The organism is Streptomyces sp. NPDC051452 (genome assembly GCF_044454765.1).
GTDB lineage: Bacteria > Actinomycetota > Actinomycetes > Streptomycetales > Streptomycetaceae > Streptomyces.
Window position 1 is genome coordinate 253,575 of sequence record NZ_JBITEB010000003.1, and the last position, 11,675, is coordinate 265,249.

Annotated in this window: 12 protein-coding genes; 6 read left to right on the forward strand and 6 right to left on the reverse strand. The window is 70.6% G+C overall.

All coding sequences use genetic code 11. The annotated features are described in order from the left end of the window. Nucleotides 1-21 precede the first annotated feature (21 nt). Nucleotides 22-399: a WhiB family transcriptional regulator gene (locus ACIBA9_RS10525; RefSeq protein ID WP_362154263.1), complete on the forward strand. Its 378-nt coding sequence runs from the start codon at nt 22-24 to the stop codon at nt 397-399. Nucleotides 400-825: 426 nt separating this feature from the next. Here ACIBA9_RS10525 and glpX read toward each other — a convergent pair whose 3' ends face one another. Next, entirely contained in the window at nt 826-1,860 is a 1,035-nt protein-coding gene (glpX, locus tag ACIBA9_RS10530; protein ID WP_362154260.1) for a class II fructose-bisphosphatase, read from the reverse strand. 126 nt (nt 1,861-1,986) lie between these two features. On the opposite strand from glpX, the gene ACIBA9_RS10535 reads away from it, so the two are divergent. Continuing rightward, on the forward strand, nt 1,987-2,514 hold the full coding sequence (locus ACIBA9_RS10535) for a DUF4245 domain-containing protein (RefSeq protein WP_399361613.1): 528 nt from the start codon (nt 1,987-1,989) through the stop codon (nt 2,512-2,514). 113 nt (nt 2,515-2,627) lie between these two features. On the opposite strand, the gene ACIBA9_RS10540 is transcribed toward ACIBA9_RS10535, so the two are convergent. From ACIBA9_RS10540 to ACIBA9_RS10555, 4 genes are all read right to left on the reverse strand, one after another. Continuing rightward, on the reverse strand, nt 2,628-3,218 hold the full coding sequence (locus ACIBA9_RS10540) for a malonic semialdehyde reductase (protein WP_362154255.1): 591 nt from the start codon (nt 3,216-3,218) through the stop codon (nt 2,628-2,630). Nucleotides 3,219-3,449: 231 nt separating this feature from the next. Beyond that, on the reverse strand, nt 3,450-3,674 hold the full coding sequence (locus ACIBA9_RS10545) for an exodeoxyribonuclease VII small subunit (protein ID WP_362154253.1): 225 nt from the start codon (nt 3,672-3,674) through the stop codon (nt 3,450-3,452). Further along, complete coding sequence (gene xseA / locus ACIBA9_RS10550) at nt 3,671-4,879, reverse strand: exodeoxyribonuclease VII large subunit (RefSeq protein ID WP_399361616.1); 1,209 nt, start codon at nt 4,877-4,879, stop codon at nt 3,671-3,673. The genes ACIBA9_RS10545 and xseA overlap by 4 nt, the downstream gene beginning before the upstream one ends. A 183-nt stretch (nt 4,880-5,062) precedes the next feature. Next, nucleotides 5,063-6,451: an APC family permease gene (locus tag ACIBA9_RS10555; protein WP_399361618.1), complete on the reverse strand. Its 1,389-nt coding sequence runs from the start codon at nt 6,449-6,451 to the stop codon at nt 5,063-5,065. Nucleotides 6,452-6,516: 65 nt separating this feature from the next. Here ACIBA9_RS10555 and ACIBA9_RS10560 point away from each other — a divergent pair, with 65 nt between their 5' ends. Next, entirely contained in the window at nt 6,517-7,542 is a 1,026-nt protein-coding gene (locus tag ACIBA9_RS10560; RefSeq protein WP_399361620.1) for a 4-hydroxy-3-methylbut-2-enyl diphosphate reductase, read from the forward strand. Nucleotides 7,543-7,622: 80 nt separating this feature from the next. Continuing rightward, on the forward strand, nt 7,623-8,369 hold the full coding sequence (ppgK, locus tag ACIBA9_RS10565; RefSeq protein ID WP_362154243.1) for a polyphosphate--glucose phosphotransferase: 747 nt from the start codon (nt 7,623-7,625) through the stop codon (nt 8,367-8,369). Nucleotides 8,370-8,536: 167 nt separating this feature from the next. On the opposite strand, the gene ACIBA9_RS10570 is transcribed toward ppgK, so the two are convergent. Beyond that, on the reverse strand, nt 8,537-9,040 hold the full coding sequence (locus ACIBA9_RS10570; RefSeq protein ID WP_399361622.1) for a DUF6542 domain-containing protein: 504 nt from the start codon (nt 9,038-9,040) through the stop codon (nt 8,537-8,539). 229 nt (nt 9,041-9,269) lie between these two features. Between ACIBA9_RS10570 and ychF the strand changes: the two genes are divergently transcribed. Both ychF and ACIBA9_RS10580 read left to right on the forward strand, forming a co-directional pair. Further along, nucleotides 9,270-10,358 (forward strand): redox-regulated ATPase YchF, encoded by a 1,089-nt coding sequence (gene ychF / locus ACIBA9_RS10575; RefSeq protein ID WP_362154237.1) that lies wholly within the window; start codon nt 9,270-9,272, stop codon nt 10,356-10,358. A 425-nt stretch (nt 10,359-10,783) separates the two neighbouring features. After that, the gene (locus ACIBA9_RS10580) at nt 10,784-11,659 is read left to right on the forward strand and encodes a helix-turn-helix domain-containing protein (RefSeq protein WP_399361624.1); all 876 of its coding nucleotides are present in this window, start codon (nt 10,784-10,786) and stop codon (nt 11,657-11,659) included. Nucleotides 11,660-11,675: the final 16 nt, after the last annotated feature.

The following is an 11,675-nucleotide window of genomic DNA, read 5'->3' on the forward strand; positions in this document are numbered from 1 at the left end:
AGCCGTCGTCAGGAGTAGACCGTGCTGCAACCGCCGCATTCGTCCGTGCAGGTCGCTGCCGTCCCGGCTCAGCGGGTGCCGGCGCGAGACAGGGACCAAGACGCCCCCTGGCACACCGAGGCGGTGTGCCGGCGCGACGAGGCCGGCCTGTTCTTCGCTCCATCGAAGGAGCCGACCGCCGCGCGGCTGTCCCGCGAGGAGGCGGCCAAGCGGGTCTGTGCCCGCTGCCCGGTCATGGTCGAGTGCCGCGAACACGCACTCCTCCAGCCCGAGCCCTACGGCGTCTGGGGCGGCCTGACGGCGGCCGAGCGCCGGGTCGTCCTGGCGCGCCGCCGCCGCCGGGAGATGGAGCTGAAGAAGGCGGCGGGCGCGACGGCCGGGAACCGTATAGCGGGCTGAGTGCACCGGGGCGCTCCGGGCGCCCTTTTCGCACCGCGTGCGTGACGGGGGCTCCCTCCTCGCTCGGAGGGCGCGTTCGTGTCGGCCGCACCGGTGCGGGGGCGGGTGCTCTCGCGGTGCGCGGGGCCACACCCCGCTTCCGGGGTGCGGCAGTCGCGCGACGGGCCGCTGTGCGTCGGCGCGCGAGGCGCCGCAACGTCGGGCGGCCGGGCTTACCCGCGAGGGATCGCACCTCGGGCTGCTCGGGCGCGACCGCGAGTTCCCGTGCACTGGAGGGGCGGGCGGACGCCGATGGCCGTGCCCTGGGGGCGCTGCGCCTCCCGCCGGCGCGAGCCCAGGCCCCGGACGGCAAGGCAAGGGCCCGCCAGGTCGGCCCAGGGTCGGGCACCCTGGTCGGCCAGGGTGCCGTTCGTCTCCCGGTAGGCGCTACTTCGCCCGGTCGAAGTCGACCGCGCTGTACGCCCGCAGCTTGCGCAGCCGGTGCTCGGAGTCGATCCGGCGGACCGTCCCCGACTTCGACCGCATGACGATCGACTCGGTCAGCGCGGTGTCCGAGCGGTACCGCACACCGCGCAGCAGCTCGCCGTCGGTGATGCCGGTCGCCACGAAGAAGACGTTCTCGCCGGAGACCAGGTCGTCCGTGGTGAGCACCCGGTCCAGATCGTGCCCGGCGTCGATCGCCCGCTGCCGCTCCTCGTCGTCCTTGGGCCACAGCTTGCCCTGGATCGTTCCGCCGAGGCACTTCACGGCGCAGGCCGAGATGATGCCCTCGGGGGTGCCGCCGATACCGAGCAGCAGGTCGACGCCGGTGCCCTCGCGCAGCGCGTACACCGAGCCGGCGACATCGCCGTCGGAGATGAGCTTGATCCGCGCGCCGGCCTCCCGGACCTCCCGGATCAGACCCTCGTGGCGCGGCCGGTCCAGGATGACGACGGTGACGTCCTCGGGGGTGGCCCGCTTGGCCTTGGCGATCCGGCGGATGTTGACCTTCACCGGCGCGTTGATGTCGACGAAGTCCGCCGCCTCGGGACCGGTGACCAGCTTGTCCATGTAGAACACCGCGGACGGGTCGAACATGCCGCCGCGCTCGGCGGCGGCGAGGACGGCGATCGCGTTCGGCATGCCCTTGGCCGTCAGCGTGGTGCCGTCGATCGGGTCGACGGCGATGTCGACCTCGGGGCCGGTGCCGTCGCCCACGTGCTCCCCGTTGAAGAGCATCGGGGCCTCGTCCTTCTCGCCCTCCCCGATGACGACGACGCCGTTCATCGACACGGTGGAGACGAGGGTCCGCATGGCGCGCACCGCGGCGCCGTCGGCGCCGTTCTTGTCGCCTCGCCCCACCCAGCGGCCCGCTGCCATGGCGGCGGCTTCGGTCACCCGGACGAGCTCCAGGGCGAGATTGCGGTCGGGAGCCTCGGAGGGAACATCGAGCTCGGACGGCAGGTGATGATTTTCGGTCATCGGAGCGCACCTTTCTGATACGACGACGGCCGGATGAGGGTAATGATCTGACTCTATCGCTGAGCAGACAAAATGAGCAGGGGACCCCACGTATGAGCGCTTGGGGCACCTGCGACGATAGGGGGCGTGGCAGGTTCGAACGGCAAGCAGAAGACGGCCCGGGACATGATTCTCTCCCTGGCCCTCATCGGGATCGCGGCGGCGGTCGTCTATTTCCTCAGCATCCCGCACGACGATCACGCGCCCGACCTCAAGCGGGTCGACTACCGCGTCGAGCTGCTCACGGCCCGGCGAGCGGCGAGTTACCCGGTGGCCGCCCCCGAGGGTCTGCCGAACACCTGGAAGGCGACCTCCGTGCGCTACCAGGGCGAGAACTCCCATCGCTGGCACCTGGGCTTCCAGACGCCGGACGGCCAGTACGCGCAGGTCGAGCAGTCCACGCGCAAGCCCTCCGACTTCATCGACGAGGCCAGTCAGGGCGCGTCGGCTACGCGGCGGACCGAGCGGATCGGCGACCGCACCTGGACCCGCTACACCGGCGGGCGCTACGACGCCCTCGTGCTGCGGGACACGCCCGGCTCCACCACGGTCGTGGCAGGCACGGCGTCCTTCGCCGAGCTGACGAAGATGGCGGCGGCACTGAAGACCGGCTGAAGACCCGGTGGGAACCCGGTGGCGCGGACGGTGCCGTCGGGAAAAGGCGTGTGAGGAAGGAGGGCCCCCGGCGACGCCGGGGGCCCTCCTTCCTCACACGCGGTCGTGGTGGCTCAGACGGTGGTGACGACGTCCTCGTAGCCCAGTCGCGGCGAGCGCGGGTACCAGGCGTCCGGGCCCGGCTTGCCGATGTTGACGACCATCAGCGGGGTGTGGTCGTCGTCCAGGAACTCCTTGCGGACGCCCTCGAAGTCGAAGCCGGTCATCGGGCCGGCGGCCAGACCGGCGGCGCGGACACCGACGATGAAGTAGGCGGCCTGGAGGGCGGCGTTCAGCGTCGCGGAACCCTCACGGGCCGGGCGCTCGGCGAAGAAGACGTCCTTGGCCTGCGGGAAGGCCGGGAACAGGGCCGGCAGCTCCTCGTGGAACTCGTTGTCCGCGGAGAGGATGGCGACCAGCGGGGCGGCGGCGGTCTTGGCCCGGTTGCCCTCGGCCATGTGCCCCACCAGGCGCTCGCGGGCCTCGGCGGAGCGGACCAGGGTGATGCGCAGGGGGGTCTGGTTGAAGGCGGTGGGGCCGTACTTGACCAGGTCGTAGATCGCCTGGACCTGCTCCTCGGTCACCGGCTCGTCGGTGAAGGTGTTCGCGGTGCGGGCCTCGCGGAACAGCAGGTCCTGGGCGGCGGGGTCAAGAACGAGAGACATGCGTGACTTCCTGGGGGGTGCTTCCGGTCCGGGGAACGGACCGCTGACGCACTCGACCCTACGCCACTGGAAGTTCAACCTTCAACAATGTCGGGGGTGCGGTGATCCGCCTCACAACCGCCTGGTGCCCCACACCGGCACGGCGACGCGACCGGGACCGGGGGACGCGGGGCCAGGAGTGGCCGGGGCCGGGGGGAGTCGGGGCCAGGAGTCGCCGGGCGCAGCCGTGCCCTACCCGGCGTCCACTTCCTCGGCCTCCTCCGCCAGCGCCGCGTCCAGCCGGGCCCGCGCGCCCTCCAGCCAGCGCCGGCACACCTTGGCCAGCTCTTCGCCGCGCTCCCACAGCGCCAGGGAGTCCTCCAGCGTCGTACCACCCGCCTCCAGCCGCCGTACGACCTCCACCAGCTCGTCCCGCGCCTGCTCGTACGAGAGCGTCTCGTCCACCTTGCTCGTCATTCGCCCACCTTCACTGTGAATTCACCTTCGGCCACCCGGGCCCGCAGCAGCTCGCCGGGCGCCGTCTCCTCCGGGTTGCACACCACGTGTCCGTCCGCCTTCTGCAGCACCGCGTAACCGCGCTTGAGCGTCGCGGCGGGGGAGAGGCCCACCACGCGCGCGTGCGTGTGCGTCAGCTCCGAGTCCGCGCGGTCCAGCAGATGCCCGAGGGTCCGCCGGTTCCGCTCGACCAGGGACACCACGTGATCCAGGCGTTCGTCGAGCATCCGATGCGGGTCCTCCATCGCGGGCCGGGCCAGCGCGTGCGCCAGGCCGCGCTCCTCCCGTTCCAGCAAGGCGTTCAGACAGCGCCGGGACCGGTCGCGCAGCATCCGCACCCGCTCGAACTCCTCGCCCACGTCCGGTACGACCTTCTTCGCCGCGTCGGTCGGGGTGGAGGCGCGCAGATCGGCGACATGGTCCAGCAACGGGTTGTCCGGCTCGTGCCCGATCGCGGACACGACGGGCGTACGGCACTCGGCCACCGCCCGCACGAGCTGTTCGTCGGAGAAGGGCAGCAGGTCCTCCACGCTGCCGCCACCGCGCGCGACGACGATGACGTCCACCTCGTCGATCGCGTCCAGCTCCTTCACCGCCTGCACGACCTGTGGGACGGCGTGCACGCCCTGCACGGCGACGTTGCGCACCTCGAAGCGGACGGCGGGCCAGCGGTGCCGGGCGTTCTCCAGCACGTCACGCTCCGCCGCGGAGGCCCGACCGCACACCAGGCCGATCAGCTGCGGCAGGAACGGCAACGGCTTCTTGCGCTCCGGGGCGAACAGTCCCTCGGCCGCCAGCGCCTTCTTCAGCCGCTCCAGCCGGGCCAGCAGCTCACCGACGCCCACGGGCTTGATCTCGGCGGCCCTGAGCGAGAGCTGACCACGCGGGGCGTACCACTCGGGCTTCGCCAGGACGACGACACGGGCACCCTCGCCGACGACGTCCGCGACGGCGTCGAAGACCTGCCGGTAGCAGGTCACACTGACGGAGATGTCGTACGACGGGTCGCGCAGCGTCAGGAACACGACACCCGCGCCGGGCCGCCGCGACAACTGGGTGATCTGCCCCTCGACCCACACCGCTCCGAGCCGGTCGATCCAGCCCCCGATCAGCCGGGACACCTCGCCGACGGGAAGCGGGGTCTCGGGGGATGTGTGAGCAGCCATGCGATCGAGAGTAGTGGCCCCCACCGACAACACGGCGCCCCCGCCCGCGCCGGGCCCGGCCCATCGCGCCGCTCCGCCCACGCGGGCAACCGAGCACCCCACAAGCCCCCGCCATCCCCGCCCCGGCGCACACCCACTGCCGGGGCGTGGCCCCATTGCCACGAGGCGCCCGCGCGAGCCCCGCTACCCCAGGCCTTCCAGCGACCCCGTCGGACCCACTCGCCCCCGCTGCCCCACCAGTACCAGCGCGCCGATGACCAGCCACACCGCGCCCACCAGCTGGGCGACGCCGGAGGCCTCCGCCATCACCGCCACCGTGATCGCCGCGCCGGTCACCGGCATGAGCACGTGCCGCCACGAGCTCACCGGGCCGCCGTTGCGTCGTACGGCGAAGTAACCCACCACGCTCGCGTGCAGCAGCGTGAACGCCGTCAGGGCGCCGATGTCGACCACGGAGACCAGCTTGTCGAGGCCGTCGTCGCGCCGCGCGGCCCAGCCCGCCGCCGCCAGGGTGATCACCGCGGCGCACAGCAGGGCGACCCGCGGTACCCCGGCGTCCGTCCGGGCCAGGGCACGGGGCAGTCGCCGGGCCCGCGCCATCGCGAACAGCAGCCGCCCGGCCGCCGCCTGCCCCGCCAGCGCCGCGAACGCCGCCCCGATCGCCTTGCTCGCGGCCACGAGGTCGTGCAGCCAGGTGCCGACGGAGACGTCGACCGCGTCGTAGAAGGCCGACCCCTGCCTGTCCGGAGCACGGGCCAGTTCCGCCGACGTCGTCGGCTCGAGCAGCGCCACCAGGTAGGTCTGCGCCACGAACAGCACCCCCGCAAGCGCCAGGCAGAACAGCAGTGCCCGCGCCACCTTCGCCGAGCCCCCGGTCGCCTCCTCGGCGAACGAGGCGATCGCGTCGAAGCCCAGGTACGACAGCACCGCCACCGACACCGCGCCGATCACCGCGGACAGCGCGAACGCCCCCTGCGTGCCGTCGCCCGACAGCGGCGAGAGCAGCCCACGGGCCGCCCCGTCCCGCGCCAGCACCACGCTCGCCGCCACCACGAACACCAGCAGGACGACGATCTCCAGCACCAGAACGAAGAAGCCCACGCGCGCGGCGGCCCGTACGCCCCACAGGTTCAGCAGGGTCGTGACGACGACGGCCAGCGCCGTCCACACCCACCGGGACACCTCCGGGACCAGCGCGTTCATCGCGATCCCGGCGAACAGGTACGCCACCGCCGGGATGAGCACGTAGTCGAGCATCGCCATCCACCCGGCGATGAACCCGGCCCGCCCGCCCAGCCCCGCGCGCGCGTGGGCGAACACCGACCCCGCCCGCGGTACGACCCGCACCATCTGCGCGTAGCTGAAAGCGGTGAACGCCATCGCGGCCGTGGCCACCACGTACACCAGCGCCACGGCACCGTGCGATGTCGCGTCCAGCGTGCCGAAGACCCCGACCGGCGCCATCGGGGCGATGAACAGCAGCCCGTAGACCACCAGGTCCCGGAAGCCGAGACCGCGTCGCAGCCGGTCCCGCGCGTCGACCGCGGAGGCCGTCGTTCCGGTGTCGGACATGGCGACCAGTCTTCCCCGCCGGACCGGGGGCACGCGATCTCTGCGCCGCCGAACGCGGCCTTACGATGGGACGCATGACCGCTTCGCCTGGCCGCCGTGTCCTGCTCGCCGCACCCCGAGGCTATTGCGCGGGTGTGGACCGCGCCGTGATCGCCGTCGAGAAGGCCCTCGAGCTCTACGGTGCCCCGATCTACGTCCGCCACGAGATCGTCCACAACAAGTACGTCGTGCAGACCCTGGAGAGGAAGGGCGCCGTCTTCGTCGAGCGGACGGAGGAGGTCCCGCCCGGCAACATCGTCATGTTCTCGGCGCACGGCGTCGCCCCCGTCGTGCACGAGGAGGCCAAGCAGGGCCGGCTCGCCACCATCGACGCCACCTGCCCCCTGGTCACCAAGGTCCACAAGGAGGCCGTCCGCTACGCCAATGAGGACTACGACATCCTCCTGATCGGGCACGAGGGTCACGAGGAGGTCATCGGCACCTCCGGTGAGGCCCCCGAACACATCCAGCTCGTCGACGGCCCCGAGGACGTCGCCAAGGTCGAGGTGCGCGACCCGTCCAAGGTCGTGTGGCTGTCCCAGACCACCCTCTCCGTCGACGAGACGATGGAGACCGTCGACGCCCTGAAAACGAAGTTCCCGGGGCTCGTCTCCCCGCCCAGCGACGACATCTGCTACGCCACGCAGAACCGCCAGATCGCCGTGAAGCAGATGGGCGCCGAGGCCGAGCTGGTCATCGTGGTCGGCTCGCGCAACTCCTCCAACTCCAAGCGGCTGGTCGAGGTCGCCAAGCTCGCCGGCTCCCGTGCGGCCTACCTGGTGGACTTCGCCGACGAGATCGACGAGGCCTGGCTGGAGGGCGTCACCACGGTCGGCGTCACCTCCGGCGCCTCCGTGCCCGAGGTGCTGGTCGAGCAGGTCCTGGAGTGGCTCGCCGCCCGCGGCTACGGCGACGTGGAGATCGTCAAGACGGCCGAGGAGTCCATCACCTTCTCGCTCCCCAAGGAGCTGCGCCGCGACCTGCGCGACGAGGCGGCCGCGCTGGTCGCCGAGCGCGGCGGCTCGGGCGCCCCGGGCGCCGCCGCCGAATGACCGGGTGGCGGTCGGCCGTCCGAGCCGGGGGGGCGGCCCCGACCGTAGTGACTGTCAGTGGTCCGTCGTAACGTGGTGCCATGCAGATCTTCGGCGTGGACATCGGCGGATCCGGGATCAAGGGCGCCCCTGTGGACCTCGACAGGGGCGACCTGGCCCAGGAGCGCTGCAAGGTGCTCACCCCGCACCCGGCGACGCCCGACGGCGTGGCCGACGGGGTCAAGCAGGTGATCGACCACTTCGGCTGGACCGGACCGGTCGGGCTGACCTTCCCCGGAGTGGTCACCGGCGGGGCGACGGTCCTCACGGCGGCGAACGTCGACAAGAGCTGGATCGACACCGACGCGCGCGCCTTGTTCAGCGACAGACTCGGCGGGCTTCCGGTGACCGTGGTCAACGACGCGGACGCGGCGGGCGTCGCGGAGATGCGGTTCGGCGCCGGCCGGGACCGAAGCGGCCCGGTCATCCTGCTCACCTTCGGCACCGGCATCGGCAGCGCCGTCTTCGTGGACGGCGTCCTCCTCCCGAACACGGAGCTCGGCCACCTGGAGCTGGACGGTCACGAGGCGGAGAAGCGCGCCTCCAGCAAGGCCAAGGACGATCACGAGCTGAGCTGGGAGCGGTGGGCGCACCGCGTCCAGAAGTACCTGGCCCACGTGGAGATGCTGTTCTCGCCCGAGCTGTTCATCATCGGCGGCGGGGTCAGCCGCAAGTCCGACAAGTTCCTGCACCTGATCGACGGCATCCGGGCCGAGATCGTGCCGGCCCAGCTGCAGAACAACGCGGGAATCGTCGGAGCGGCGATGAGAGCGGCCGAGCACGCCTAGCCGCAGGGGGGCAGGCCGCTCAGCCGCTCGTGGGACCGCCCGCTCGGACATCCCGGGCCGACCGGGCGCCCCCACGTCTCGGACATCGCGTCTCCGACCATCCGCGTCTCGGGCACCCGCGGGTCGGCACCCGCGCGTCCGTTACTCGCGTGTCCGTTACCCGCGTCTCAGACGTCCCGCCCCCGCCGGCGCTGTCGTACCCAGCGCACCCGGCGGACGAGGGTGAAGGCGCAGGCGATGAGCGCACCTCCGTACAACCAGCCGGCCTGTGTGGCCAGCCCGGTCACCAGCCCCATCAGACGGTCCAGCAGCCCCCCGCCGGCGGCGAGGGGCAACAGCCCCACGGCGAACGCGATCGGCACGACCACCGGCGCGGTGAGCAGGTCCCCGTCCCGCACCCACAGCGCGGTCAGGGCGCACACCGGCAGGAACAGCACCCCGTAGAGCGGCAGGGACCCGCCGAACAGGAAGTGGTCCGCGCAGCCGAGCAGGAACATCGTCACCACACAGAAGAGACCGCCGCCGAGTCCGGTGAGTCGGAGGTTCGACAGGCGCGCACCGGGCGGTACCGTTCGGGCGGCCTGGTCCGGCCGTAAGGCCCGTGCCGGGCACGATCCGGGCCCGCGCTCACCGCCGGGCCGGGCCTGGGACGGCAGTGAGCCCTGCGGCATGCCTCGTCGCCTTCCATCGTTCGGGGGTCGCGACCTGTGTTGCTCCACTGGACCAACTTAGGTCTGTTTATGTGGGGAATCACCCGTCAGACACGCCGGTGCGCGGAGCTTGACCGAGCCTGTGACGCTTCCGCGAGCCCCTCACCCGGGACGCCGTAGACTGGTGGATCGGCCAGTGTCTCTGGCCCCCTGGCAGCCCCTGGCCCTCTCATCTACGGGAAGTCGCAACGTGTCGCTCACGATCGGAATCGTCGGCCTGCCGAATGTCGGCAAGTCGACCCTGTTCAACGCCCTGACCAAGAACGACGTGCTGGCGGCCAACTACCCGTTCGCCACGATCGAGCCGAACGTCGGCGTGGTCGGCGTGCCCGACGGCCGGCTGGCCCAGCTGGCCTCGATCTTCTCCTCCGAGCGCATCCTTCCGGCCACGGTCGACTTCGTGGACATCGCGGGCATCGTGCGGGGCGCCTCCGAGGGCGAGGGCCTGGGCAACAAGTTCCTCGCGAACATCCGTGAGTCCGACGCGATCTGCCAGGTCATCCGCGCTTTCAAGGACGAGAACGTCGTCCACGTCGACGGCAAGGTCTCGCCGAAGGACGACATCGAGACGATCAACACCGAGCTGATCCTCGCCGACCTCCAGACCATCGAGAAGGTCCTGCCGCGGCTCCAGAAGGAGTCCCGGATCAAGAAGGACGTCGCACCCAAGGTCAAGGCGGTCGAGGAGGCCAAGGAGATCCTGGAGAAGGGCGACACGCTCTTCGCGCACGGTATCGCCCAGGGCACCGAGCGCGACGAGCTGCTGCACGATCTGCACCTGCTCACCAGCAAGCCCTTCCTCTACGTCTTCAACGTGGACGAGGACGAGCTGACGGACGAGGAATTCAAGAACGAGCAGCGCGCCCTGGTCGCCCCCGCCGAGGCGATCTTCCTCAACGCCAAGCTGGAGGCGGACCTCGCCGAGCTGGACGAGGAGGAGGCCCTGGAACTGCTGGAGTCCGTCGGCCAGCACGAGCCCGGTCTGGCCACGCTGGCCCGTGTCGGCTTCGACACCCTTGGCCTGCAGACCTACCTGACGGCCGGCCCCAAGGAATCCCGCGCCTGGACCATCAAGAAGGGCGCCACGGCCCCCGAGGCGGCCGGTGTGATCCACACCGACTTCCAGAAGGGCTTCATCAAGGCCGAGGTCATCTCCTTCCCGGACCTGATCGAAACCGGCTCGGTAACCGAGGCCCGCGCCAAGGGCAAGGCCCGCATGGAGGGCAAGGACTACGTCATGCAGGACGGGGACGTGGTGGAGTTCCGCTTCAATGTGTAGGGCGATTTCCCTTGATCGCTGAGAGGGCTGGTCAAGGGGCATAAGCGCAGGTCAGAGGCCGGATCTTCGGATCTGGCCTCTACTCGTTCATCCCCGTTGAAACCCGCTGTTACGCGTTCCCGTGGTGACTTGGTGGTGACTCCAGGACGGAGGCTGCATCGCTTTGACCTGGGCTTTCTCTTGGAGGCGGTTCAGGCGTCGATGCGGTGCCCTCTGTGGTGCCGAGGCCGCCTTCGAGGCTCCCGAGCATTGTCACGGAGAGTCACGATGTTGGACGTTTGTCATAACGTGCTGTAAGTTCACCGCGCAAAACAAAGACCCCCCAGGGACGGGAATCCCTGAGGGGCAACAGCAGGCCCGGCTGCAACCGGGCACTACCACACACCTGAAGGGTTCAGCTTCAGATGCGGATTCATCGTACGCGTTTGGCGCGTCAGTACGTGCAGGTCCCGAACGCCATAGCGAGACACGGGAACCTCTCCCTTGAGGCCGTGGGCCTCCTCGTTCGTCTCCTCTCCCTCCCCGATGGTTCGGGGGCAACGGTCGAGAGGATTGCCCAGCTCGTTCCCAACGGACGCCGTTCCGTTCAGAAGGCCATGGCCGAGCTGATCGAGGCCGGTTACGTCCACAGGGCCAAGCTCCAGGACCCCGAGACGGGCCGATGGGTCACCATCACCACCGTCACGGACACTCCGGAAGGCCAGGTCAGCCCGACTGACCGGTTCCCGACGGTCGGTGCCCCGAAGGCCCGTACGTCGGCGGCTATCCCGAATGGGATAAAGACAGAGAGCAAGAAAGACACCACCCCAACCCAGGAGCCTGCCGAGGAAGCGGCCCAGGAGCCGTCTGGGAACTCCGAGAAGGGGCGGGAGGGGGAGAGTGCCTTCCTCGCCAAGATCACCCAACAGATGACCCGTGAGGCCCGCAGCATCCTTGAGCGGCTGCCCGAGCGTCTGTTCCTCACCGACAGGGAGATCTCCCGCCTGGTTCCGAGCATGGTGCCGTGGCTGCGTGAGGACTACTCCCGTAACGAGATCCTGAAGTGCCTCACTGAGGCGACTCCCAAGGAGGTCGAGTCGGCGGCCGGCCTGATCGCGTGGCGGCTGAAGAACTTCACCCCGGAACGCACGCCCTCTGCTGCGGTTCCGGAACCTCGTCCTGCGGCCCCTGTGCGGGTCGAGTGCAACGCGTGCCAGCGGCCGGTCAGGAACGGCACCTCTGGCGACATCTGCTCTGACTGCCGGGCCGAGATGACCCGTGCCGCCGATCACCTCGGCGTGGAGCTTCAGCCCGCCCTCTGAGCCGAGACCCCCTTCG

Coding starts and splice junctions, on each gene's coding strand:
- glpX (WP_362154260.1), bottom strand. CDS start 1,860: ATGACCGAAAATCATCACCTGCCGTCCGAGCTCGATGTTCCCTCCGAG.
- ACIBA9_RS10540 (WP_362154255.1), bottom strand. CDS start 3,218: ATGTCTCTCGTTCTTGACCCCGCCGCCCAGGACCTGCTGTTCCGCGAG.
- ACIBA9_RS10545 (WP_362154253.1), bottom strand. CDS start 3,674: ATGACGAGCAAGGTGGACGAGACGCTCTCGTACGAGCAGGCGCGGGAC.
- xseA (WP_399361616.1), bottom strand. CDS start 4,879: ATGGCTGCTCACACATCCCCCGAGACCCCGCTTCCCGTCGGCGAGGTG.
- ACIBA9_RS10555 (WP_399361618.1), bottom strand. CDS start 6,451: ATGTCCGACACCGGAACGACGGCCTCCGCGGTCGACGCGCGGGACCGG.
- ACIBA9_RS10560 (WP_399361620.1), top strand. CDS start 6,517: ATGGGACGCATGACCGCTTCGCCTGGCCGCCGTGTCCTGCTCGCCGCA.
- ppgK (WP_362154243.1), top strand. CDS start 7,623: ATGCAGATCTTCGGCGTGGACATCGGCGGATCCGGGATCAAGGGCGCC.
- ACIBA9_RS10570 (WP_399361622.1), bottom strand. CDS start 9,040: ATGCCGCAGGGCTCACTGCCGTCCCAGGCCCGGCCCGGCGGTGAGCGC.